The sequence below is a fragment of the Allokutzneria sp. NRRL B-24872 genome (assembly GCF_002155965.1).
In the GTDB taxonomy this organism is placed as follows: domain Bacteria; phylum Actinomycetota; class Actinomycetes; order Mycobacteriales; family Pseudonocardiaceae; genus Allokutzneria.
The window spans coordinates 1-23,944 of sequence record NZ_MUMH01000102.1; the positions used below are offsets into that span (position 1 = coordinate 1).

Annotated in this window: 23 protein-coding genes; 13 read left to right on the plus strand and 10 right to left on the minus strand. The window is 71.1% G+C overall.

The features are described from left to right. Positions 1-612: adenosylcobinamide-GDP ribazoletransferase (locus CCN37_RS24850; RefSeq protein WP_143261788.1), on the plus strand; the 612-nt coding region annotated here is incomplete at its 5' end. 30 nt (positions 613-642) lie between these two features. Beyond that, a complete protein-coding gene (locus CCN37_RS24855; RefSeq protein ID WP_086825235.1) occupies positions 643-1,362 on the plus strand; it encodes an SDR family oxidoreductase in 720 nt (239 codons plus the stop codon). A gap of 54 nt (positions 1,363-1,416) precedes the next feature. Here CCN37_RS24855 and CCN37_RS24860 read toward each other — a convergent pair whose 3' ends face one another. From CCN37_RS24860 to CCN37_RS24880, 5 genes are all read right to left on the minus strand, one after another. Next, positions 1,417-2,517, minus strand: coding sequence for a branched-chain amino acid aminotransferase (locus tag CCN37_RS24860; RefSeq protein ID WP_086825237.1), 1,101 nt, complete (start codon positions 2,515-2,517; stop codon positions 1,417-1,419). Positions 2,518-2,580: 63 nt separating this feature from the next. Continuing rightward, positions 2,581-2,937 (minus strand): MmcQ/YjbR family DNA-binding protein, encoded by a 357-nt coding sequence (locus CCN37_RS24865; protein WP_086825239.1) that lies wholly within the window; start codon positions 2,935-2,937, stop codon positions 2,581-2,583. A 1-nt stretch (position 2,938) separates the two neighbouring features. Next, entirely contained in the window at positions 2,939-3,574 is a 636-nt protein-coding gene (locus CCN37_RS24870; RefSeq protein ID WP_086825241.1) for a DUF402 domain-containing protein, read from the minus strand. Beyond that, positions 3,574-4,680 (minus strand): glycine cleavage system aminomethyltransferase GcvT, encoded by a 1,107-nt coding sequence (gene gcvT / locus CCN37_RS24875; RefSeq protein WP_086825243.1) that lies wholly within the window; start codon positions 4,678-4,680, stop codon positions 3,574-3,576. The genes CCN37_RS24870 and gcvT overlap by 1 nt, the downstream gene beginning before the upstream one ends. A gap of 11 nt (positions 4,681-4,691) precedes the next feature. Next, entirely contained in the window at positions 4,692-5,912 is a 1,221-nt protein-coding gene (locus CCN37_RS24880; RefSeq protein ID WP_143261789.1) for an APC family permease, read from the minus strand. Between the two features lie 163 nt (positions 5,913-6,075). Here CCN37_RS24880 and CCN37_RS24885 point away from each other — a divergent pair, with 163 nt between their 5' ends. Further along, positions 6,076-7,572 carry a leucyl aminopeptidase gene (locus CCN37_RS24885; RefSeq protein ID WP_086825246.1) on the plus strand — a complete coding sequence of 499 codons (1,497 nt, stop codon included), beginning with the start codon at positions 6,076-6,078 and terminating at the stop codon, positions 7,570-7,572. Positions 7,573-8,349: 777 nt separating this feature from the next. Here CCN37_RS24885 and CCN37_RS24890 read toward each other — a convergent pair. After that, the gene (locus CCN37_RS24890) at positions 8,350-8,697 is read right to left on the minus strand and encodes an oxidoreductase (protein WP_086825248.1); all 348 of its coding nucleotides are present in this window, start codon (positions 8,695-8,697) and stop codon (positions 8,350-8,352) included. Between the two features lie 235 nt (positions 8,698-8,932). Between CCN37_RS24890 and lpdA the strand changes: the two genes are divergently transcribed. Together lpdA and sucB are read left to right on the plus strand one after the other, a co-directional pair. Then, positions 8,933-10,306: a dihydrolipoyl dehydrogenase gene (gene lpdA, locus CCN37_RS24895; RefSeq protein WP_086825250.1), complete on the plus strand. Its 1,374-nt coding sequence runs from the start codon at positions 8,933-8,935 to the stop codon at positions 10,304-10,306. A 59-nt stretch (positions 10,307-10,365) separates the two neighbouring features. Continuing rightward, a complete protein-coding gene (gene sucB / locus CCN37_RS24900) occupies positions 10,366-12,102 on the plus strand; it encodes a 2-oxoglutarate dehydrogenase, E2 component, dihydrolipoamide succinyltransferase (protein WP_086825252.1) in 1,737 nt (578 codons plus the stop codon). 70 nt (positions 12,103-12,172) lie between these two features. Here the strand turns inward: sucB and CCN37_RS24905 are convergent, their stop codons facing one another. Both CCN37_RS24905 and CCN37_RS24910 read right to left on the minus strand, forming a co-directional pair. Beyond that, positions 12,173-13,972, minus strand: a complete 1,800-nt coding sequence (locus CCN37_RS24905; RefSeq protein ID WP_086825254.1) for an acyl-CoA dehydrogenase — start codon at positions 13,970-13,972, stop codon at positions 12,173-12,175. Further along, complete coding sequence (locus CCN37_RS24910) at positions 13,969-15,207, minus strand: cytochrome P450 (protein ID WP_210408185.1); 1,239 nt, start codon at positions 15,205-15,207, stop codon at positions 13,969-13,971. Before CCN37_RS24910 ends, CCN37_RS24905 begins: the two co-directional genes overlap by 4 nt. Positions 15,208-15,571: 364 nt before the next feature. On the opposite strand from CCN37_RS24910, the gene CCN37_RS24915 reads away from it, so the two are divergent. The 6 genes from CCN37_RS24915 to CCN37_RS24940 all read left to right on the plus strand — a co-directional run bounded on the left by CCN37_RS24915 (position 15,572) and on the right by CCN37_RS24940 (position 20,729). Next, positions 15,572-16,462: a TIGR01777 family oxidoreductase gene (locus CCN37_RS24915; protein ID WP_086825258.1), complete on the plus strand. Its 891-nt coding sequence runs from the start codon at positions 15,572-15,574 to the stop codon at positions 16,460-16,462. Further along, positions 16,459-17,100 carry a phosphatase PAP2 family protein gene (locus tag CCN37_RS24920; protein WP_086825260.1) on the plus strand — a complete coding sequence of 214 codons (642 nt, stop codon included), beginning with the start codon at positions 16,459-16,461 and terminating at the stop codon, positions 17,098-17,100. The genes CCN37_RS24915 and CCN37_RS24920 overlap by 4 nt, the downstream gene beginning before the upstream one ends. Beyond that, a complete protein-coding gene (lipB, locus tag CCN37_RS24925) occupies positions 17,087-17,827 on the plus strand; it encodes a lipoyl(octanoyl) transferase LipB (protein ID WP_086825262.1) in 741 nt (246 codons plus the stop codon). The genes CCN37_RS24920 and lipB overlap by 14 nt, the downstream gene beginning before the upstream one ends. A gap of 61 nt (positions 17,828-17,888) precedes the next feature. Then, complete coding sequence (locus CCN37_RS24930; RefSeq protein ID WP_086825264.1) at positions 17,889-19,043, plus strand: serine hydrolase; 1,155 nt, start codon at positions 17,889-17,891, stop codon at positions 19,041-19,043. After that, positions 19,040-19,528, plus strand: coding sequence for a helix-turn-helix domain-containing protein (locus CCN37_RS24935; RefSeq protein WP_086825265.1), 489 nt, complete (start codon positions 19,040-19,042; stop codon positions 19,526-19,528). The genes CCN37_RS24930 and CCN37_RS24935 overlap by 4 nt, the downstream gene beginning before the upstream one ends. A 13-nt stretch (positions 19,529-19,541) precedes the next feature. Further along, positions 19,542-20,729, plus strand: a complete 1,188-nt coding sequence (locus CCN37_RS24940) for a transglutaminase family protein (protein WP_086825267.1) — start codon at positions 19,542-19,544, stop codon at positions 20,727-20,729. Here the strand turns inward: CCN37_RS24940 and CCN37_RS24945 are convergent. Both CCN37_RS24945 and CCN37_RS24950 read right to left on the minus strand, forming a co-directional pair. After that, complete coding sequence (locus CCN37_RS24945; RefSeq protein WP_086825325.1) at positions 20,726-21,658, minus strand: LLM class F420-dependent oxidoreductase; 933 nt, start codon at positions 21,656-21,658, stop codon at positions 20,726-20,728. The two genes, CCN37_RS24940 and CCN37_RS24945, sit on opposite strands and share 4 nt — an antisense overlap. Positions 21,659-21,686: 28 nt before the next feature. After that, the gene (locus CCN37_RS24950) at positions 21,687-22,346 is read right to left on the minus strand and encodes a TetR/AcrR family transcriptional regulator (RefSeq protein WP_086825269.1); all 660 of its coding nucleotides are present in this window, start codon (positions 22,344-22,346) and stop codon (positions 21,687-21,689) included. 118 nt (positions 22,347-22,464) lie between these two features. Here CCN37_RS24950 and CCN37_RS24955 point away from each other — a divergent pair, with 118 nt between their 5' ends. Next, positions 22,465-22,938 (plus strand): hypothetical protein, encoded by a 474-nt coding sequence (locus CCN37_RS24955; protein WP_086825271.1) that lies wholly within the window; start codon positions 22,465-22,467, stop codon positions 22,936-22,938. 52 nt (positions 22,939-22,990) lie between these two features. Further along, positions 22,991-23,914 (plus strand): oxidoreductase, encoded by a 924-nt coding sequence (locus tag CCN37_RS24960; protein ID WP_086825273.1) that lies wholly within the window; start codon positions 22,991-22,993, stop codon positions 23,912-23,914. The last annotated feature ends 30 nt before the right edge of the window (positions 23,915-23,944 follow it).

Below are 23,944 nucleotides of genomic sequence, written 5' to 3' on the forward strand. Positions count from 1 at the left end.
GCAGCGGCGGCGTGGGGCGGAGCGGCGATCGGCTTGGCGCCGCTGCTGGTCGGAGTGCTCGTCGTCGGACTGCTGGCACTGGCCACGCGAGGCATGCACGTGGACGGGCTGGGCGATGTCGCGGACGGCTTGGGGTGCTACGGGCCGCCGGAGAAAGCGCTCAAGGTCATGCACGACCCGGCCGCCGGACCGTTCGCGGTGGTCGCGCTGATCGTGAACCTGGGCGCGCAGGCCGCCGCGATCAGCGCCCTCGTCGGCCAGAACCGTTGGGCCGCAATCGTGATCGCCGCCGTGGCGGGACGCGTGGCCTTCGGCTGGGGTTGCCGTCGCGGAGTGCCGCCCGCGCAGGAGAAGGGTCTCGGAGCGCTCGTCGCGGGCACGCAACACATAAGTGTCCCGATCGCCTGGACGGCGGCCCTCGCGGCAGCCTCAACACTCGCGCACCCGTGGTTGGGACCGCTCGCGGTGCTCGGCGCGACGGGCGCTGTGCTCGGCCTGCTGAAGCACACGACCAGGCGCTTCGGCGGCGTGAACGGTGACGTTCTCGGAGCCTGCTGCGAGGTCGCGACGACGGTGGTTCTCGTTGTCCTGTCGGTGAAACTGGATTTTTGAAGCACCGGCGCCATCGGTTATGAGTGATCAATGACCAAGCCGCTCATCGTGATCACCGGGGCAAGCTCCGGGATCGGCGCAGCGACGGCGCGGGCCTTCTCGGAGCTGGGCCACCCCCTGCTCCTGCTGGCCCGCCGCCTGGACCGCCTTGAAGACCTCAAGCTGCCCAACACCCTCTGCCGCGCCGTGGACGTGACCGACGCCCGAGCCGTCGCCGACGCGGTCACCGAGGCCGAGGACCAGCACGGACCCGTCGACGCCATCGTGAACAACGCGGGCGTCATGCTGCTCGGCCGCTTCGGCGACCAGCCGACCGACGAGTGGCGGACGATGTTCGACGTCAACGTGCACGGCCTGCTCAACGGCGTGCACGCGGTGCTCGCGGGCATGGTCGAGCGCGGCAGGGGCACGGTGATCAACGTCAGCTCGGTCGCGGGCCGCAAGGGGTTCCCGAACCACACGGTCTACTGCGGCACGAAGTTCGCGGTGCACGCGATGTCGGAGAACCTGCGCGAAGAGGTCGCCGCCAAGGGCGTGCGCGTCACCACGATCGCGCCCGGCGCGGTGGAGACCGAACTGCTCTCGCACACCAGTGACGAGGGCATCAAGGCCGACTACCAGGCGTGGAAGGAGGCCAACGACGTTCTGACCGCCGAGGACGTCGCCGCCGCCATCCGCTTCGCCTACGACCAGCCGCAGCGGGTGTGCGTCCGCGAGATCGTCGTGGCCGCCACCGGACAGCAGGCGTAACCAAAAACAGGGGCTCCGCCGACACCTCGGCGGAGCCCCTGTCCCGCAAACAGATCAGCCCAGGCGGGTCATCCACCGGTGGCCGTCCTCGAGCGCGCCGCGCTGGAGGTCGGTCAACCGCTTGCGCAGCTTCATGGTCAGCTCGCCGGAGCCGCCCTCGCCGATGGTGAACTCGCCGCCCGCGTGCTTGACCCGGCCGACCGGGGTGATCACCGCGGCGGTGCCGCAGGCGAAGACCTCGGTGATCTCACCGGAGGCCACGCCCTTCTCCCACTCGTCGGTGGAGATGCGGCGCTCCTCGACGGACAGGCCGAGGTCGGCGGCCAGCGCCAGCAGCGAGGCCCTGGTGATGCCGGGCAGCAGCGTGCCGGTCAGCTCGGGGGTGACCACGCGCGCGTCGGAGCCGGAGCCGAAGACGAAGCAGAGGTTCATCCCGCCCATCTCCTCCACCCAGCGCCGCTCCACCGCGTCGAGCCACACGACCTGGTCGCAGCCCTGCTCGGCGGCCTGGGCCTGGGCCAGCAGCGAGGCCGCGTAGTTGCCGGCGAACTTCGCCGCGCCGGTGCCGCCGGGGGCCGCGCGGACGTACTCGGTGCTCAGCCAGACGCTGACCGGCTTGATGCCACCGGCGAAGTACGCGCCAGCGGGCGAGGCGATCAGCAGGTAGCGGTACTGCGACGCCGGGCGCACGCCGAGCCCGGCCTCCGTGGAGATCATGAAGGGCCGCAGGTACAGCGACTCCTCACCACCGGCGGCGGGCACCCAGTCGCGGTCGATGTCGACCAGCTCGCGCAGCGACCCCAGGAACAGCTCGTCCGGCAGCTCCGGCATGGCCAGCCTGCGGGCCGACGCGCGGAAGCGCTCCGCGTTGGCGTCGGGCCGGAACGAGGCGATGGAGCCGTCCGGCTGCCGGTAGGCCTTCAGCCCCTCGAAGATCGCCTGGCCGTAGTGCAGCACCATCGCGGCCGGGTCGAGCGGGAAGCTGCCGTAGGGCACAACGGCCGCGTCGTGCCAGCCGCGCTCGCGGTCCCAGTCGACGGTGACCATGTGGTCGGTGAAGTACTGCCCGAAGCCGGGCTTGGCGAGTACCTGCGCCCGACGCTCCGCCGAAAGGGGGTTCGGGTTGGAGGTCCGGGAGAAGGGCGCTGTCGTCATGGCAGCACGATAAACCTTCGCGACCGCATCCGAACATCGTGATCCCGAACATCGGACGCCCGACTATTTCGCAGACCTGGATTCGGCCGCGTCGTGCATGCTCACCAGGCGTTGTGGAGCGGTGCGCCGCCACGCCTCGCGGACCAGTTCACCGATTTCCTTCGGATCGGCCAGGCGGAGATCGACGCTCACCCAGCCGTAGCGCCCGACGTAGTCAGCGGCCGCGTAGACCTCGGGCGCCGAGGTGACGAGCGCCTGCTGCTCCTCCGGCGTCGTCTTGACGGTGGCGCGGTGCCCGTCGCCGTCCATCGCGGCGAACATCTTGTCGCGGACGCGGAACGTCGGGTGCCCCCAGGTCTCCACCTCCTCGGCCTCCAGCAGGTTCAGTGCCACGTCTCGGAAGTCCTCGGCGGAGAGCACGTCAGCGTTCCTCCATCACCTCGTCGGGCAGCGTCGGCAGCGGCCAGCCGGGCTCCGGCCGGAACTCGCACCAGCTCCCATCGAAAGGGAAAAGTCCGGATTCGGCCAGACCGATCATCCGTTCGCCCTCCGCGCGCAGCCGGTCAAGCTGCTCCTGGGTGATCTTCCCTGCGGCCAGCGCCTCGACCGCCTCGTCCTCGTCCTTCCACGACCAGCTGCGGTCCGGTAGAACCTCGACGTCCAGCACGCCGTCCACCCGGCAGACCGAGGTGTCCGTGCGCCCCAGCGGGATCTCCAGGTTGACGTACCAGTTCAGGAACGTGCCGTCGGGCAGGAAGAACCACCAGACGCTGGACCACTCGTGCTCGAAGACCACCCGCACGGTGGACGAGCCGATCCAGGCCGAGCGCACGGGCACCCGGCCGAGCCGGAACCGCTGATCCAGCGGCACGTCGCGCGCGTGCACACCGCTCGGGGTCCTGGTGGCGCGCACGGGCGTGCCGTCAGGGACCCAGCAGACCAGCTGGTCCCCGTCGTCGGAGAGCACGCGGGCCGGGGCCACCGAGCCGAGGCTGCCGTCGATGCGCCGGAACGCGTAGAGGACCTCCTCGCCCGGCGCCCAGAGCCGTCCCGCCACTACTTGACGTTGGTCTGCACGAACGGCGGCTTCACGACCTCGCAGCGCAGCGAGCGACCGCGCACGTCGAGGGTGACCTCGTCGCCGATCTTCACCCCGGCCGAGGTGTCCAGCAGCGCCAGCGCGACACCGATCTTCAGCGTCGGCGAGAAGGTGCCGGAGGTGGACTCGCCGACCTTCTCTCCCGCCGCGTTCAGCACGTTCATGTGCGAGCGGGGCACACCGCGCTCCAGCGCGCGCAGGCCGAAGAGCTTGCGGGCCGGGCCGTTGGCCTTCTCCGCGCGCAGGGCCTCGTGGCCCCAGAAGGAGTCCTTCTTCCAGCCGACCGCCCAGCCGGAGCCCGCCTGGACCGGGCTGATCTCCAGCGACAGGTCCTGGCCGTGCAGCGGGTAGCCCATCTCGGTGCGCAGCGTGTCGCGCGCGCCGAGGCCGCAGGCGCGGCCGCCCAGCGGCTGCGCGGCGGTGAGCAGCGCCGACCACAGCGCGGGCGCGTCGTCCCACTTCGGCAGCAGCTCGAAGCCGTGCTCGCCGGTGTAGCCGGTGCGGCAGACCCGGACCGTGCGGCCCTCCCACTCCGCGTCGGCGAAGGCCATGTAGTCCAGCTTCGTCGGCAGGCCGAGCGCTTCCAGCAGCTCAGAGGCCTTCGGGCCCTGGACCGCCAGCACGCCGTAGTCCGCGTGCTGCTCGGTCACGGTGATGCCCTCGGGCGCGGCGGCGGCGAGCATCCGGCAGACCTCGGCCGTGTTGGACGCGTTGGGCACCAGGAAGACCTCGTCATCGCTGACCAGGTAGGCGATCAGGTCGTCGACCACGCCGCCGGACTCCACGCAGCACAGCGTGTACTGCGCCTGGCCCGCGCCGATCTTGCGCAGGTCGTTGGTCAGGCAGGAGTTGACGAACTCGGCCGCGCCCGGGCCCGCGACGAGGGCCTTGCCCAGGTGCGAGACGTCGAAGACGCCGACCGCCTCGCGGACCGCGGTGTGCTCCGCGACGACTCCGCCGCCGGTGTACTGGATCGGCATCTCCCACCCGCCGAACGGGGCGAACGTGGCGCCGAGCTCGGCGTGGGCAGCGGCAAGGGGGCTGGTGCGCAGCGTCTCCGTCACAACGCGAGAAACTACCGCCAACGGTGGGAAATCAAAGCCCCCGCGCACGAACCCGCAGCGAGCACGCCGAGCGTGGTGAGCAAGGTCATCGGCGGCAGGCTCATCGCGAGCATCACCGAGATCCCCAACCCGAAGCACGCCGTGCGCATCGGCCAGGTCCGCTCCTGCTCGACCAGCTCCACGCGGGTCGCCGCGTTCGCGAAGGCGTAGTGCACCAGCACGCAGCACGCCGCGAGGTGGACGGCGTCCGTCGTGGTTCCCAGCAGCGGCAGGGCGAGCGCGACGAACCCGCCGACGACCAGGTCGACCGGCCAGGTCCGGCCCGCGCGGGCGATCGTGGCCAGCGACGTCGCGACCTCACGCTCGATCGCCGCCTCCACCACCATCCGGCGCATCGCCGCGAGCACGAGCACCAGGCAGGACGCCAGCCCCACCCCGGCGCCGAACTCGACGAAGGGCACCATCACCGCCCCGTCAGCGGCGATCACCGCATCTCGGAGAGGCGTCGGGGAGAGCGCGAGCCGGGCCGGGCCGAGCTGGTGCAGCAGGGCGATCGCGAGCGCCCCGTAGAGCACCGTGGCGCTCGCGACGATCACCGGGATGGAGCGGCGCGTGGTGCGCCAGCCGTGCTGCGGCTCGTCCTTCGCGGGCGCGGTGACCCGCTCGAACCCGGCGAAGCCCAAGAACAGGATCGCAGCCGCCGTCATCAGGCTGCGCGGATCACTCGACGAAGGCAGCGCTGACGGTGCGGGTGGGGGCGGGACGGCCAGGCAGGCGGCGATCACGAGGACGAGCACAACCAGCACGACTCCGCCGATCAGCCACGCCAACCCGGTGCGCCACCGCAGCACTCCGCTCGCGTTTCCGATGACTGCCACGGCGAGCACCGCGAACGCGGCGACGCGCGGCTGCTCGGGCGCGACGTACTGGCCGAAGGTCGCCGCGAGCACGACCGCGAGGCAGCCCAGCGCGACGAACCGACCGGTGCCCGCGACACGCCCGGGCCAGCGGCCCATGTGCTCGCGGATCGAGGAGCGCTCAGACGTGGAGTACATCGCGCAGAGCGCGGCGAGAGCGGCGATCGGCAGTCCTGCCAGCAGCCACATGCCCGCACCGGCCGCCGCGGGGGCGAGGAGCAGGAAGGGGCCGAGGCCGATCATGGCGCCCAGCCCGAGCACGACGACGCCGGGCAACCGCGTCTTGGTGTTGGCGTGTTGGCGCGGCTCTAACACGCGCACAACCGTATGCCCCGCATCACGGTCACGCGCAGCCACCTGACAGCCGCGCGGGCATTGTTCGCGTTTACCATCCGGTAGCGAACACGGCCCTTCCAGTGATCGACTCGAAGCACCGACCAGGCTCGGCACCGGCGCCGGGCCACGACGAGGAGCAAGCGTGACCGTCCCCAAGCTAGCGCTGACCGACAGTGACCCCACCACCGCCGCGACCGACACCGTCGTCATCGGCACCGTGCAGGGGCCGGACGGCCTGGCGCTCGCCGACGGCGCGGCCGCGGTGGACGCCGCGTTCGACGGCAAGCTCGTCGAGCTGCTGGAGACCCTGGGCGCCACCGGCAAGGCCGAGGAGGTCGTGAAGCTGCCCTCGCTCGGCAAGCTCTCCGCCTCCCTCGTCGTCGCCGTCGGCCTCGGCGCCGCCAACGACGAGGGCGCGGTCACCGCCGAGCAGGTCCGCCGGGCCGCCGGCGCCGTCGCGCGCTCGCTCAACGGCACCGCTCGCGTGCTCAACACCCTCGGTTCGCTGGACCTGACCGCCGCGGTCGAGGGCCACGTTCTCGGCGGCTACACCTTCACCGAGTACAAGTCCGAGAAGTCCGAGGACAAGGCCGCCAAGGTCGAGTTCACCGCGGCCGCCGGTTCGAAGGACAAGGGCGCCAAGGCGAAGCTCAAGGCCGCGACCGCGATCGCCGAGGCCGTGATCACCGCGCGCGACTTCGTCAACACCCCGCCCAACGACCTGTTCCCCGAGTCCTTCGCCGAGCGCGCGAAGAAGCTCGGCGAGGCCGCAGGCCTGACCGTCGAGGTGCTCGACGAGAAGGCGCTGCGCAAGGGCGGCTACGGCGGCATCCTCGGCGTCGGCGGCGGTTCCTCCCGCAAGCCGCGCCTGGTCCGGCTCAGCTACAAGGGCCCGAAGGCGCGCAAGAAGGTCGCTCTCGTCGGCAAGGGCATCACCTTCGACACCGGCGGCATCTCCATCAAGCCCGCCGCCGAGATGCACCACATGACCAGCGACATGGCCGGCGCCGCCGCCGTCGTCGCGACCGTGGTCCTCGCCGCGAAGCTGAAGTACCCGCTGGAGGTCATCGCGACCGTGCCGATGGCCGAGAACATGCCCGGCGGCGAGTCCTACCGCCCCGGTGACGTGCTCACCTTCCTCGGCGGCAAGACCTGCGAGGTGCAGAACACCGACGCCGAGGGCCGCCTCATCCTCGCCGACGCCATGGTCCGCGCCTGCCAGGACGGCCCCGACTACCTCGTCGACACCGCCACCCTGACCGGCGCCCAGGTCGTCGCGCTCGGCAAGCGCACCGCAGGCGTCATGGGCACCGACGAGTTCCGCGACCGCGTCGCGTCGCTGGGCCGCAACGTCGGCGAGCACGCGTGGGCCATGCCGCTGCCCGAGGAGCTGCGCGCCGACCTCAACTCCAACGTCGCCGACCTCGCCAACATCACCGGCCACCGCTGGGGCGGCATGCTCTCCGCAGGCATCTTCCTGCGCGAGTTCGTCGCCGAGGGCGTCCAGTGGGCGCACGTCGACGTCGCCGGCCCCGCCTTCAACACCGGCGGCGCGTGGGGCTACACCACCAAGGGCGGCACCGGCACCCCCGTCCGCACCCTCGCCGCCGTCCTCGCCGACATCGCCGAGAACGGCTGATCACCCCACCACCTCAATGACTCGTTCATGTGGTTGAACGTGCTGAACGAGTCATTGAGTGCGTTCGTCTTGGCGAACGAGTCATTCAGGCTTCTCAACGTGCTGAACGGGTCATTCGGGTGCTTGCCTCCCGAACGACCCGTTCAGTGCTTTCGGCGTCCCGCGAACGCCTCGTTCGGTCCGCTCAACTCCCTCGCGAACGCCTCGTCCAGTGCGTTCAACCCCCTCAACGGCCCGTTCAGTGCATTCGCCGCCCCCGCCAACGCCTCGTTTGGTGCGCCCAACTCCCCGAACGACCCCTTCGGGTACCTCAACTCCCCCAACGACCCGTTCAGGTCCTCGGAGCGCCCCGAACCGCCCGTTCAGTGCGCTCGACGCCCGCCATGAACGCCTCGTTTGGTGCGCTCTCCGCACCCACCCAATGCCCCGTTGACGCACTCCGCCACCGCGCTCACCCCTGTAAACGCGCTCCCCGCTTGCCGCGAAAGCCCCGTTTGGTGCGCTCAACTCCCTGAATGACCCCTTCAGGTCCTCGGCGCGCACCAAATGGGTCGTTCAGTGCGTCTCAAGGACCCGAATGACCCGTTCAGTGCGTTGAAGTACCTGAATGACTCATTCAGCACGGTGAACCACATGAATGAGTCATTCAGGGGGTTCAACGGACCAAACGAGGCACTCGCGAGGCGGGCGGAGCACGGCGTGGGCCGGACAGCGACGCGGGCCGGGCCGCCACGCCGGAGTGCCAGGCCGAAGCGGCCGGAGCCGGAGTGCGGGGGGTCAGGTGAGGTCGTCGCGCTGGGCGCGCTTGCGCAGGGCGCGCTGCCGTTCGGTGTAGTCGCGCATCCGCTTGGGGTAGCCGACGAGCGCCACGTCGTAGACGGGGATGCCGAGCTTCTTGCCGAGCTTGCGCGCGCCCTCGGGGCCGTCGACGCGCCTGCGGGTCCACTCGCCGTCATGGGCGATGAGCACCACAGTGGTTTCCGTCACCGTGGTCTTGGGCTCGACGTAGGCCTCGACGCCGCGGCGCTGCTTGGCCCACGCGACGAGGTGCCCGGTGTCGTCGTTGGACGATCCCCGCAGCGTCCCCGGCTTCTGCCGCTTCCGGAACCGGTCGAAAAGACCCATCGCGACCCCTCCTTCACCTGGTCGTCAGATCTTGCCAGCAGGCGTGTGGGGCCGCCGTTGCGATCCATCGGTTGTCATCCGGAGGACGGCGAGGGGACTCGCTGACGGGCCGCGTCGCCAACAGAGCCGAACAGGTGACAAGATGGCGCTTGCCCACGCGCCGCAAACGCGCGCGCACGGGCGCACAGACCTTGAACACCGTGACTGAAACCGTTGCCTCCTCAGAGGAGATGCTGTGACCGACACCTCCGCCGACCTCGTGATCCTCGGCGGCGGCTCGGGCGGGTACGCCTGCGCGTTCCGCGCGGCCGAGCTCGGCCTGTCCGTCGTCCTGGTGGAGAAGGACAAGCTCGGGGGGACCTGCCTGCACCGAGGCTGCATCCCGACGAAGGCCCTTCTGCACGCGGCCGAGGTGGCCGACAACGCCCGCGAGGGTGACCAGTTCGGCGTGAAGAGCTCGCTCGCGGGCATCGACATGGCCGGGGTCAACTCGTACAAGGACGGCATCGTCGGCGGCCTGTACAAGGGACTGCAGGGCCTGGCCAAGGCCAACAAGGTCACCCTCGTCGAGGGCGCGGGCACCTTCGTCGGCCCGAACACCGTCGAGGTGAACGGCCAGCGCTACACCGGCAAGAACGTGGTGCTCGCGACCGGCTCCTACGCGAAGAGCCTGCCCGGCCTGGAGATCGGCGGCCGGATCATCACCAGTGACCAGGCGCTCAACCTCGACTACGTGCCGCAGAAGGCGGTCGTGCTCGGCGGCGGCGTGATCGGCGTGGAGTTCGCCAGCGTCTGGCGCTCCTTCGGCGCCGAGGTCACCATCATCGAGGCGCTGCCCCGCCTGGTCCCGTCCGAGGACGAGTGGGCCTCCAAGCAGCTGGAGCGCGCCTTCCGCAAGCGCGGCATCACCTTCAAGACCGGCGTGCGCTTCAGCGGCGCCACCCAGACCGACACCGGGGTCCAGGTCAGCCTGGAGTCCGGCGAGTCCCTCGAAGCCGACGTGCTGCTGGTCGCGGTCGGCCGCGGCCCCAACAGCGCGGGCCACGGCTACGAGGAGGCGGGCGTGCAGATGGAGCGCGGCTTCGTCCTCACCGACGAGCGCCTGCGCACCAACCTGCCGGGCGTCTACGCCGTCGGCGACCTGGTGCCCGGCCTGCAGCTGGCGCACCGCGGTTTCCAGCAGGGCATCTTCATCGCCGAGGACATCGCGGGCCAGAACCCCCGGGTCATCGACGAGGCGGGCATCCCGCGGGTGACCTACTGCAAGCCCGAGGTCGCCTCGGTCGGCCTCTCCGAGGCCCAGGCCAAGGAGAAGTACGGCGCCGGGGTGGAGACCTACCTCTACAACCTGGCGGGCAACGGCAAGAGCCAGATCCTCAAGACCGCGGGCGGCGTCAAGCTGGTCAAGGCCCCCGAGGGTCCCGTCGTCGGTATCACCCTGGTCGGCGAGCGCGTGGGCGAGCTCATCGGTGAGGCTCAGCTGATCTACAGCTGGGAGGCGTTCCCCGAGGACGTCGCCCCGCTCATCCACGCCCACCCGACCCAGAACGAAGCCCTTGGCGAGGCGTTCCTCGCCCTGGCCGGCAAGCCGCTGCACGTGCACGGCTGACGTCGGCACGAAGCGAAGTCAGCCACACGAGCCACGAAAGCGCGAGGAGTCAGCGAGAGATGGCCTTCTCAGTCCAGATGCCTGCCCTGGGGGAAAGTGTCACCGAAGGCACCGTCACCCGGTGGTTGAAGCAGGAGGGCGACCGGGTTGAGGTGGACGAGCCGTTGCTCGAAGTGTCCACCGACAAGGTCGACACCGAGATCCCCTCGCCAGCGGCGGGTGTGCTCCAGCGCATCGTCGTCGCCGAGGACGAGACCGTCGACGTGGGCGCCGAGCTCGCGGTGATCGGGGACGGCGACGGCGGGTCCGCCGAGTCCGCCCCGGAGCCGCAGGCGGCCTCCGCCCCGGAGCCCGAGTCCCAGCCTGAGCCGGAGCCCGCTCCCGCTCAGCAGGAGTCCGCCCCGGCCCCCGCCGCCCAGTCGGGCGGTTCGGCCGAGGGCACCGACGTGACCATGCCCGCGCTCGGTGAGAGCGTCACCGAGGGCACCGTCACCCGGTGGCTCAAGCAGGTCGGCGACACCGTCGCGGCCGACGAGCCGCTGCTGGAGGTCTCCACCGACAAGGTCGACACCGAGATCCCCTCGCCCGCCGCGGGGACCCTGCTGGAGATCGTCGTCGGCGAGGACGAGACCGTCGACGTGGGCGCGAAGCTCGCGGTGATCGGCAGCGCGGACGCCAAGCCTGCGGCCAAGGCCGAGGCCCCGGCGCCCACCCCGGCACCGGCCGCCCCGGAACCGGCCCCCAAGGCCGACGAGCCCAAGCCCGCTCCGGCGGCTCCGGCCCAGGCCCCCGCGCCTGCCGCCGCGCCCGCGCAGCAGGAGCAGGCCAGCACCAACGGTGACGGCGGCGGTTCGCCGTACGTCACGCCGCTGGTGCGCAAGCTGGCCGCGGAGCACCAGATCGACCTCAACGCCCTGAAGGGCACCGGGGTCGGCGGCCGCATCCGCAAGCAGGACGTGCTCGCGGCGGTCGAGGAGGCCAAGGCGGCGAAGGCGGCTCCGGCCCCCGCGCCCGCCGCGGCGGCCCCGAAGTCCGCTCCGGCGGCTGCCCAGCCGTCGGCGCAGGCGCAGGCCCTGCGCGGCAAGACGGAGAAGCTGTCCCGCCCGCGCCAGGTCATCGCGCGCCGGATGCGGGAGTCGCTGCAGGCGACCGCGCAGCTGACCACCGTGGTCGAGGTGGACGTCACCAAGATCGCGCGGCTGCGCCAGCGGGCGAAGGCCCAGTTCGAGGCCCGCGAGGGCGTCAAGCTGTCCTTCCTGCCGTTCTTCGCCAAGGCGGCCGTCGAGGCGCTGAAGCAGCACCCGGTGCTCAACGCCGAGATCAACGAAGAGGCGAAGGAGGTCACCTACCACGCGGAGGAGAACCTCGTCATCGCCGTGGACACCGAGAAGGGCCTGATGGTCCCGGTGATCCACAACGCCGGTGATCTGAACATCGCGGGTCTGGCCCGCAAGATCGCCGACGTCGCCGAGCGCACCCGGACCAACAAGATCGGCCCGGACGAGCTCAGCGGTGGCACCTTCACCCTCACCAACACCGGCAGCCGCGGCGCGTTGTTCGACACGCCGATCTTCATGCCGCCGCAGGTGGGCATCCTGGGCACCGGCGCGGTCGTCAAGCGCGCGGTCGTGGTGACCGACGAGTCGGGCGGCGACACCATCGCCATCCGCTCCATGGTCTACCTGGCCCTGTCCTACGACCACCGCCTGGTCGACGGTGCGGACGCCGCGCGCTTCCTCACCACGATCAAGCAGCGTCTCGAGGACGGTTCCTTCGAGGCCGACCTCGGCCTCTGATCACCCAGCACGACCGGAACGGCCCTCGGAGCACCAGCTCCGGGGGCCGTTCCCGTTCCTCCGTGGCGAGCTATCCGGCGACCAGCTCCAGGGGTGCGCTGCTGGTGATCGGGATGTCCTCCAGCACCTGCGCGGGCACGTCGAAGCCCTCGATCAGCGTGGTCATCCGCGGCGCGAGGTCCTCGAGCAGGGAGTTGACCGTCTCGTGCAGGCTGCCGACGAGCTCGGCGGTGATGTGGCCCTCCACCAGCAGTGCGCCGGTGTGCGCCCCCAGGTAGTCCAGTGCGAAGAGCGTGCAGAGCAGGCGCAGCAGGGTCCTGGCGGTCGGGTCTCCCACCTCGTCGGCGGCGGCGAGGAACGCGTCGGTGGCCAGCAGCCTGGCGTAGGCCTCCGTCGCCTCGGTGGCCGGGCCGACCGCTCCGTTCCACCGCCGCAACGAGTCACCGCGCCGTTCCCGCCGCAGCGCGGTGTGCGCGCGGGCGTGCCAGATCCGGCTGACCGCGGCGACCAGGTCGCGCAGGAACTCCGGGTCGGTCCACTCACCGGCGCCGGAGCGCTCGTGCTGGGCCGCCACCGTCGTGCGGTCGAACTCGAACATCATCTCGGCACTGGCCTTGACCCAGATGACGAGGTTGTCACCCTCTGCGGTGATGGCACCCTCCAGGTCGTTGGCGAGCTCGCCGAGCCGGTTGGCCAGGAACAGCCCCTGCGCACCACAGCGCTCACGGCACTGGTCGAGGATGGCGCGCGACTGCCAGGTGATCCAGCCCTTGGAGATCGCCGCGAGGCGTTCGGCCTCGGCCACCGACGCCGGGTCGCGCTCGGCCCAGCGGGTCTCGACCCACCGGTGCAGGAAGGTCATCGCGTACGCGGTGGCGACGCCCTTGAGGAGCGGGGCGTGGTGGCTGCGGATGTCCGCGAGCGGCACCCTGCTGCCGGTCTTCGACCCGGCGATGGTCCGCAGGGTGGCGTAGCGGACCGCGATCACCAGCCCGGCCCTGGTGCCGCCGAGCGCGCTGGCGGTGAGGCACAGCTTTCCGACGGTGACGCGGGAGATGCTGCGCAGCACCCGCTTGCGGAGGCTGCCGTGGTCGCTGTCGAAGGAACCGTCGTCGTCGATGCGGCCGTGCTCGCTCTCCAGCAGCGCCTCCCTCGGCAGGCGCACGTGCCCGAAGGAGGTCAGGCAGTGGTCGATCGGGCTGCCGACGCGCTCGGGCAGCGGCTGGACGTGCACCCCCGGCAGGAATCCGCGCTCGTCCGACAACGGCACCAGGAACAGGAAGACGCCGTGGTCCTGGTCGTCGATGATCAGCCGGGCCGCGACCACCGCGCTCTTGGGGCCGCCGATGAGGCTGGTGTTGGGCATGAACTTCCGCGCGCCTGGCGACGGCGTGTGCAGGACGAATTCCGCGGTGGTGCGGTCGTACTCGGCCGTGGTCTCCAGCGCGATCACGTCGTTGCCGTGCGCGACTTCGGTGCACAGGAAGGTGCCGGTCCGCCGCAGGCTGGTGAAGTCGGCGAGTTCGCGCTTCGGGTTCGTGTCGTGGTCGAGCAGGCTGCCGAGGAAGAGGTTGTAGTGGATACCGGCGATGGTGGAGGTCGCCGGGTCGACCACGGCGGTCCACTCGTGCATGCTCGCCAGCTGGCGCGGGTCCGCTGCCAGCTCGGCGCCGTGTCCGACGGACTCCTGCAACGCCCGCAACCGCTCGTAGGAGCGCGCGACGCGCTGGTCCGGGTCGAGGCCCTCCGCTCGACGGAACACCTCCGTGGTGATGATCCGCCGCCACGGCAGGTGGACGGTGTCCCGATCCGGACCGAACAGGGCTTCCGCGAGTGCGGAGGCGGTCGGATCGAGCGGGCTGTCGTTCACAGTTCTCCTTGGTGGGCACGAGGGCGGACAGGGGCGCGCCTGCGCATGCGAACGCGGCCGCCCTTCGCGGGCACGATGGTCACGGACATCAACCGCGCTCCTTCCAGCGGTCCCACCGGTTCCGGCACGGCGACCCGGAGGACCTTCCTGAGCACGGTCTCGATCTCCAGTTGGGCCATGGCGGTGCCGATGCAGCGCCGCACGCCGCCGCCGAACGGGGTGAGCGAGTAGGGCTGGGCGGTCGTGTCCAGGTGGCGTTGCGGGTGGAAGGACCCCGGATCGGGCCAGAGCTCGGGGTCGAGATGGGTGACGGAGAACAACGAGGCGACGAAGGCGTCCTTGGGCACCGGCCGCCCGCCCAGCTCGGTGTCCCGAGCGGCGGTGCGGATGGAGCTGTAGACCGCGGGCCGCAACCGCAGCGCCTCGGTGATGGTCGCCTTGAGCAGGGTGTCCGAGCCCGCGTCCAGATCGTCGATCAGGGCATCGCGCGCGACCGGGTTGTGCGCGAGGAAGTGGATCACCCAGGCGATCGTGGTCGCGGTGGTCTCGTACCCGGCCATCACCAGCCCGGCGAGCTCGTCCCTGACCTCCTCGTCGGTCAGCCCGACGCCGTGCTCGTCCCGTGCCTCCAGCAGCAGGGACAGCACGTCCTCCGCTCCGGGGTCGGCGCGGCGGGCGCTGATCTCGGCCAGCAGCAGCGCGTGCACCGCGGCCCGGAGCCGGACGAAGCGCCCGCCCGGCGAGTACCGGCCGAGGTCGCGCTGGAGAGGTTTCGGCAGAGACAGAACGGTGAGATTCCCCATTCCGACGAACTCGTTCAAAGTGGCGGTGAACACCGCGAGCCGCACCGGGTCGCTCACGCCGAAGACAACGCGCAGGATGACCTCGATGGTCAACCTCTGCGCCCACGGGCGCACGGGGCCGCCACCCTCACCGAGCAGTTCTGGCAATTCGGTCTCGACCGAAGTCTCAATTCGTTCCGACCACCGGGCTATGCGCTTGCCGTGAAAGGGCGGCAGCAGCAGCTTGCGGTTGCGCAGGTGCCGGGGCGGCGGGGTGCAGATCAGCGAGCCCGCGCCGACGGCCGGAGCGAGGAACGAGGCCGCATCACCGCCGACGAAACGGTCCTGATCAGTCAAAACGGCCTTGCTGCTCACCGGGTCGGTCGCGCACACCAGCGCGGCGCGGTAGGGGAACATGCGCAGCGAGAAAACCGGGCCGAGGCGTCGGCGCAACGAAAGTCCATATCCCTGCGGATTCGTCAGCATCCGCACCGTCTGAACAACACGTGGCGCACCGGCAGCCGGTGGAAAAATTTTCGGGTTCCATCTCGGCTCAAGCGCGAAAGCATCACTCATTCGTTCACCTTCTTCCAGCAACCCTGCCCCCCGGAATGCGCACAACGTAACCCTCTGACTCCCATTTCCGACACCAGGGAGGGGAAAATGCTTCACGTCATAAACGCCGTTCACACAATTCCCAGGCAACCGTGGTAGGACGGCTGGGCCGCCGGGCTCGCCGTGGCGGGTGCCGAGCCGGACATTCGATCTTGTGGGGTCGAGGTGTGCAAGGTGGTGGGTTGTTGGGGAACATCGGGGTATGCGCGTTGTGATCGCCGGTTCGTCCGGCCTGATCGGCTCGGCCCTGATCCCGGTGCTGCGGCAGGCCGGGCACGAGGTGCTGCGCCTGGTTCGCCGCAAGCCCACCGCCCCTGACGAGCGGGGGTGGGACCCCTACGCGGGCAAGCTGGACGAGGGCGCACTGGACGGCGTGGACGCGGTCGTGAACCTCTGCGGGGCAGGCATCGGCGAGCGGCGGTGGACCGAGGAGCGCAAGAAGGCGCTGCTCAGCAGTCGTGTCGAGCCGACCCGCCTGCTGGCCGAGGCCGTTGCTGAGCGCAAGGTGCCGGTGCTGGTGAACGGCTCGGCGGTGGGCTTCTACGGCGACACCGGCTCCCGCGTGGTCGACGAGACCGCGACCGCCGGTGAGGGCTTCCTCGCCGATCTGTGCGAGCAGTGGGAGCACACGGCGGAGCGCGCGCAGATCGGCGGCGCACGGGTGGCGATGGTGCGCACGGGCCTGGTGCTCTCGCCCTCCGGCGGACTGCTCGGCCAGCTGAAGCCGCTGTTCTCGATGATGCTCGGCGGTCGGCTGGGCAGCGGTCAGCAGTACATGCCGTGGATCTCGCTGGACGACGAGGTCGGCGCGATCCGCTTCGTGCTGGAGAACGAGTCGGTCAGCGGGCCGGTGAACCTCACGGGGCCGCTCCCGGTGACCAACGCGGAGTTCACCGCCGCGTTCGGCAAGGCGCTCGGTCGGCCCGCGCCGTGGGTGGTGCCCGGGTTCGCGCTGCGCCTGGCGCTGGGCGGTTTCGCCGACGAGGGCGCGTTGATCGGCCAGCGCGCCGTGCCCTCGGCGCTGGAGCGCGCGGGCTACGAGTTCCAGCACCCGACGCTCGACGCGGCCCTCGACGCAGCGGTGGACCGTTGACGGCTCCGTCCCGGCCCCTGCTCGCGACGGTCGGCGGAGTGCTCTTCGCCGCCTGCGTCGTCCTGGGCAGCCTGGTCGACACGCACCCGCCCAGCATCGACGTCTGGTTCGTCGAGGCGTTCCGCGGTGAGCACGACGAGCTGCTCGGCCGGATCATCAAGCCGGTCACCGACGTCTTCGGCCCCGCGCTCGCGTTGACGTTGATGGTCACGCTCGTCTTCGGCTTCGGCTACTACACGGGGGTCGGCGACCGCGCCCGCGCCGGAGTGGTCGTGCGCGCGGCGCTCGTGCTCGGGCTGTCGTGGGCGGTCGTGCAGCTCAAGGCCGTGTTCACGCGCACCCGGCCACGCGTCTTCCCGGGCGAGAGCTTCCCCAGCGGACACGTCACCGCCGTCACCGCCGTCGCAGTCACGGTCGTGGTGTTGATCGTGTGGAGCGGCCGCGAACTGGCGCGGTGGCTGCCCGGAGCACTGGCGTTCGTGGTGCTGCTGGCGGCCTCGTGCCGGGTGATGCTCGGCGTGCACTACCTGACCGACGTGATCGGCGCGTTCATGGGCGCGCTGGGCGTCGGGTTGCTCGTCTCAGCGGCCGTTTGGCCTCCTGGCAAGGGAGTACTGTCGAGGAGTGAGTCGTCCTGACATCTCCTGCCGCGCCACGAGCGCTCCCGTCGAGGTCCGCCACCTCGGGTTGATCGACTACGTCGAGGCGTGGGACCTGCAACGCGAACTCGCCGAGGCGCGCGCCAACGACGAGGGTCCGGACCAGCTGCTGCTGCTGGAGCACCACTCCGTCTACACGGCGGGCAAGCGCACGCAGCCGGAGGACCGCCCGGACGACGGCACCCCGGTCGTCGAGGTGGACCGCGGCGGCAAGATCACCTGGCACGGGCCGGGGCAGCTGGTCGGCTACCCGCTGATCCGGCTGACCGACCCCGTCGACGTCGTGAACTACGTGCGGCGGCTGGAGCAGGCGCTCATCGTGGTGTGCCGCGAGTCCTTCGGCCTCGACGTCGGCCGCGTCGAGGGGCGCAGCGGCGTCTGGCTGGCCGGGGACGCCACCCGTCAAGAGCGCAAGATCGCCGCGATCGGCATCCGGGTGCAGCGCGGCGTCACCATGCACGGCTTCTCGCTCAACTGCGAGCCCGACACCAAGGCCTTCGACCGGATCGTGCCGTGCGGCCTGACCGGCGTCGGCGTGACCTCGCTGTCGGAGGAGGTCGGCCGCCAGGTCACCGTCGCCGAGGCGCTGCCGCTGGCCGAGCGCGCCGTGCTGGCCGCCCTGGAAGGCGAGATCCAGGTCAGCGAGCTCAACATCGGCCGCACCGAGCCGACCGCTCCCGGCATCACCTTCGCGCTGCAGAACTAGACGCTGAGACACTCCCTCTCTACTATTCCGGAATTACGGAACAGTAGAGGGGGAGTTCGGCATGCTCAGCAGAAGACACCTGCTCGGCGCGGCGGCACTGGCCGTGCCCACGGCGCTCGTCCTGCCCGACCTCGCGCAGGCGGCACCGGGAGCGCCCGCAACGCCGGAAGCCTGGCTGGAGTGGTTGCGCGGCAACAGGACCAAGGTCGGCGCGCACCTCGACGACGGCAAGGGCGGCGTGGTCCGGCACCGCCAGGACGCAGCGCAGCCGCTGGCGTCGGCGATGAAGGTCGTGCACCTGGCCGCCTACGCCACCGCCGTCGCGGAGCGACGCCAGGACCCGAAGCGCTGCGTGCGGATCGCGGACTGGGAGTCCTACTACCTACCGAACATGGACGGCGGAGCGCATCCCGCCGCGCTGAAGCACCTGAAGATCCCACTGGACCCGAGCGGCCTCTACGCCGCCGACCCGCAGCGCGTGGTCAGCCTCGACGACCTCGCGCTCGCGATGATCACCTTCAGCGACAACGCCGCGACCGACTACCTGGCGGTGCTGCTCGGCGAGCCGGAGCTGCGCCGCGCCGCCGCCGTGGCGGGCTGGGCGCGCGCGGACATCCGCATGATCAGCGGCGAGATGCTGATCGCCTTGCACGGCAAGGACTCCGGCCCGCCCGAAGCCCCGCTCGCGGGGGCGAGCATGGACCCCGAGGCCCGCAAGGAGACCGGCAGCAAGCTCGCGCGGCGCTACGCAGGCGACCCGAAGTACCGCGAGTGGGTCATCACCGAGCTCTACCCGAAGATGCCGGGCTTCGAAGGGCTCGCGCCGTGGGCGGACCGCAGCTGGGCCGCTCCGGCGCGGGACCTGGCGAAGCTGCACCGCGCGCTGGCCACCGGGAACTACCGCCCCGCCCCGGCCGCGCCGCTGGCGAGGACCCACCTGGAGCGCTCGTTCGGCCCGAACCCCCGGCCCGGTTTCGAAGCGCTGGGCTTCAAGGGCGGATCGCTCTCCGGCGGCATCCTGACCTTCGGTTTCGGCGCCCGGCGCACCGATGGCACGGTCAGCTCGGGCGCGATCCTGTTCCGAGGACTCACGCTGGCGGAGTTCTCCCAGCAGCGCCCGCTGATCGACCTCGTGCTCAACGCGGCCTTCGACCCGGCGTGGCAGCGGAGGGTGGCCGAAGCGCTCGGGACGCGACCAGGCATTCTCGGGGGATGACCGAGACAACGCCGGGCGACGGCGACCTGGCCGCCCGGGTCGCCGAGCTGGAGCTCCGGGTCGCCGCGCTGGAGGGGCGCGCGGCGACGCCGGAGCCCGCTCGGGAGGACGGCGGCGGGGTGCTGGCCTACGAGGGCGCGGTGACGCTGCACCACGAGCTGGCCTGGAAGATCCGCGTCCAGCCGGAGCCGCTGCTCGGTCTGCCCGACGGCCCGCGCACCGAGGTCATCGCGGCGCTGGGCAATCCGGTGCGCGTCGCGGTGGTCCGGCTGCTCGCCTCGGCAGGCCCCCAGCCCGCGGCGGCGTTGCAGGCGGCTGCGGGGCTCGGCTCGACCGGTCAGCTCTACCACCACTTGAAGGCGCTCACCGGCGCCAGGATCGTGGAGCAGGATGGGCGCGGCAGCTACCGGCTCCGCCCACAGGCCACGGTCCCCGTCCTGATCGTGCTGGCCGCCGCGTCCGACATCGCTGGCCAGCTGCACTGACCCGCGCGGAACCATGGAGAGCTCGGATATGCGCCGCCTGACCTGGTCCATCCACAACCACAGCGAGTCACCGATGACGCTGGTGCTCGCGCGTTTGCCCGACACGCCAAGGCAAACCGTCGCGTCGTGCACCGTGGAGCCCGCTCCGCACGGCAGCACCGGCGACGCGTGGCTGGTGACCGTCCCACCCGGCAGCCGGGCAAGCATGCGCGCGGAAGTCCATGTGCACCAAGCAGATCCGGCGCGCGCGACGCCCGAACTGACCGAGGAGGAGCGCACCAGGTACACAGCGTCGACCGCGCTCGTCCCGCTGTCGGAGCCCATCCGTGCGGAGGCGCTGCGGCTCGCCGAGGACCGCGCCGACCCGGAGGAGATCGCGCGGGCGTTCTTCCACGAGCTGGTCAGCGACCGCTACAGCTACCGCTGGCCGACCGGTGACTTCGGCGCCGAGGCGATGCTGTGGGACAAGACCGGGGACTGCGGCGCGTTCGCGTTCCTCTTCGTCGCGTGGTGCCGCTCGCTGGGCATTCCGGCTCGCACGGTCTTCGGCACCTGGGCGAACGGGCGGCTCCAGGCGCACGCGTGGGCGGAGTTCCACGTGGCGGGCACGGGCTGGGTCCCGGTCGATCCGAGCTTCGCGTGGCTGAACGCGCACCAGCGCTGGCCCGCGAAGAGCCGCGAGGCGGTGGAGGACAACTTCGGCGACCTGCCCGGCGAGCGCATCGTCTTCAGCCACGACGCGGAGTTCCCGCTGCCCGACGGCATCGACCTGCCCGAGGCCGAGCTGGACGTGGACGGCGGGCGCAACAGCAAGCTGCGGTGGGACGGCACGATGCGCATGGCCGGGCGTCGCGTGCACTGGGGCGCGGAGTCGTTGGCGGGCAAGGTTCCCTACCTCCAGCCCGCGTACCCGCTCTACGCCGACGGCAACGCCGACCCGCGCGTCACGCTGGGCAGCTGGATGGTCGAGACGCCGCGCACGCGCCTGCTGGCCAAGACGGGGTACGTGCTGTGCGCGCTGGCCGTGCTGCTGTTGCCGTTCCTGGCCAAGGACACGGGCAAGCCGGCCGCGACGGTGCTCGCGGTCGGCGCGGTCGTGCTCTTCGAGGTCTGGCTGATCGCGTCGCGGCGGAGCCTGCTCCTCTCCGCCGCGACACTGGTCGGCCTGCTGGGCTTCATGACCCAGAGTCTCCTGACCTAGAACTGCGGGAAGACCTCGGTGGCGATCAGCTCGATCTGGTCCAGGTCATCGAGGTCCATCATCTGGAAGTAGACGCGGGTGATCCCGGTCTTGTCCTTCCACTGCCCGAGCCGGTCGACGACCTCGGCGGGCGATCCGGCGAGGCCGTTGCGCCGCAGCTCCTCGACCTCGCGGCCGATCGCCGCCGCGCGCTCGGCGAGCCTCGCCCCGTCCTTGGCGACGCAGCCGACGAGCGCGGCCGAGCGGACCACCGAGCGCGGGTCGCGGCCCTTCTCCGCGCAGGCCGCCGCGACGCGCTCGAACTGCGCGACGGCGGTGTCCATGTCGACGAAGGGCACGTTGAACTCGTCGGCGTAGCGCGCGGCCAGCTTCGGCGTGCGCTTGGCCCCGAGCCCGCCGATCAGCACGGGCGGGTGCGGGCGCTGCGCGGGTTTGGGCAGTGCGGGCGAGTCGGTGAGCTGGTAGTGCTCGCCCGCGTAGGAGAAGGTCTCGCCCTCCGGGGCCTGCCACAGCCCGGTGATCACCGCGAGCTGTTCGGCGTAGCGGTCGAAGCGCTCGCGCACGTCGGGGAACGGGATGCCGTAGGCGGTGTGCTCCTCGGCGTACCAGCCGGAGCCGATGCCGAACTCCACGCGCCCGCCGGACATGTGGTCGACCTGCGCGACGGAGATCGCCAGCGGCCCGGGGTGGCGGAAGGTGCCCGCCGTCATCAGGGTGCCGAGCCGGATGCGCGAGGTCTCCCGCGCCAGCCCGGCCAGCGTGATCCACGCGTCGGTCGGTCCGGGCAGCCCCGTGACCCCGCCCATCTTCAGGTAGTGGTCGGAGCGGAAGAACGCGTCGTACCCCGCGTCCTCCGCACAGCGAGCCACGCGCAACAGGTCGTCGTAGGTGGCCCCTTGCTGGGGCTCGGTGAAGATCCGGAAGTCCACGGACACCGAACCTAGTGGCGCACGCCACTCACTGCCCAGTGGTGGACCCGCCGCCAGCACCAACGGAGCAGTCCGTCCACCCGGTCTCCTTGAGCGCGCGCAGCCCGGTCACCACGCTCTCGATGCAGCGGCCGATCTCCTCGCTGGCCTTCTTCTGGTCCTCGGCCGCGACGATCATGGTCGCGCCGCCCGCGAGCGCGCCGAAGAGCAGCCGGGCCATCGGCTCCTCCGGCACCTCGCCGATCAGCCCGGAGTCGATCAGCCCGCTGACCGCGGTGCGCACCAGGCCGAAGCTGAAGCGCTCCTCGGCCTGCTTCCACGCCTCGTAGCCCATCACCACCGGGCCCTCGTGCAGCACGATCCGCTGGTAGGCCGGTTCGAGGCAGACCTGGAGGTAGGCGCGCAGGCCCTCCAGCGAGGTCTGCCACACGTCGCCGGGCTGCGCGACGATCTCCGCGAGCCGTCCGAGCATGTCCTGCTCCACCGCGTCGAACGCGGCCTCGAACAGGCCCTGCTTGCCGCTGAAGTGGTGGTAGAGCGCGCCCTTGGTGACCCGCGCCCGCTTGCACACCTCATCGAGGGAGGTGCCCGCGTAGCCGCGCTCGGTGAACAGCACCACGGCCCCGTTCACCAGGGCTTTCCTCGTAGATTCCGAGTAGTCCACCCGTCGCGGCCGCGCTGTCGCCATGCTCACAACACTACGACATACCGAGAGTACGTACCGATGGTATGGTGACCGTGTCGGCCATACCGACGGTATGGCGCAAACCGGGAGTATGACCGCGATCACGACTGGGAGGCAGGCCATGAGCTGGGACGACTTCTACCGTCGCCGCGACGCGCTGGACGCGGCAGTGACCACCGCCTGCGCCCGCCCGGACACCCGGCTGCCGATGGTCACCGAGGTCGACGACGTGCCCGCCGCGCTGCACTACCGCTGGACGCTGCTGCTGACCTCGCGCGTGGACCTCGCGCTGCTGGAGGCCGAGCGCACCGGCGGCGACCTCGTCGAGGCCGTCACCGCCGCGTGGCACCGCACCGCCGAGACCGAGCCCGCGCTGCGCCGGGTCCTCGACGCCAACCCCGCCCCGGCCGCCTCGCTCGCGCGGGAGCACCGCGTGCTCGCGCTCGCCGCCGGGCTGGCCGACGCGGGCGATTCGACCGAGGACATCGAGCGGATCGGCTCGGCCTTCCTCAGTCTCGTCCGCAGCGCGCCGAAGCCCGTCGCGCGCCGCTCCCCGCTCAGCGGACTGCTCCGCAAGCTCGCGCTGAGTGCCTGACCCCTGACAATCCGCACTGGCCGGACTGGCTACTCACAGGTAGGCATGAGACATGTCGAAGTGGACCGCCGCTGAGATCCCCGACCAGTCGGGCAGAACGATCCTGGTCACCGGGGCGAACTCGGGCCTGGGTCTGGCCAGCGCGACCGCGTTGGCGGCGCGGGGCGCGCGGGTGCTGCTCGCCTGCCGCTCCCCTGAACGAGGGACCTCGGCGCTCGCCCAGGTCAGCGAGGTGGCGACCGGTGAGCGCCCCGAACTCCTCCAGCTCGACCTCGCCGACCTCTCCTCCGTGCGCAAGGCCAGCGAGGCGATCCGCGAGCTGACCGGCGACCAGCTGCACGTGCTGATGAACAACGCGGGCGTGATGGGCCCGCCGCTGCGCAGGACCGCGGACGGCTTCGAGTCCCAGATCGGCACCAACCACCTCGGGCACGCGGCCCTGACCTGGCTGTTGATGCCCGCGATCACCGAGCGCGTCGTCACGGTGTCCTCGCTGGCGCACCGCAGGGGCGGGCTGCGCGTGGAGGACCTCAACTTCGAGCGCCGCCGCTACGACCCGATCACCGGCTACGGCCAGGCCAAGCTCGCCAACCTGCTGTTCGCCTTCGACCTCGACCGCAGGCTGACGAAGGCGGGTTCGACGGTGCTCAGCGTCGCGGCGCACCCCGGCTTCACCAAGAGCGAGCTGTCCACCAACATGGCCCGCACGCGCGGCAGCAAGGTCGTCCAGTTCGGCTCGGAGCTGGTCAACCGGGTGATCTCGCAGGAGACCGCCGTCGGCGCCCTGCCGCAGCTGTACGCGGCGACCATGCCCGACGTGCGCGGCGGCGAGTACTTCGGGCCGGGCGGGGCGTTCGAGCTGTTCGGCTCCCCCGCCCGCGCGCGCACCTCGACGGCCGCCCGCGACGAGGTGCTGGCCCGCAGGTTGTGGGTGGTGACGGCCGAGCTGACCGGAGTCACACCCGACCCCTCCTGATTTCCGGACGAACGGGCGTAGGCTGGGCAC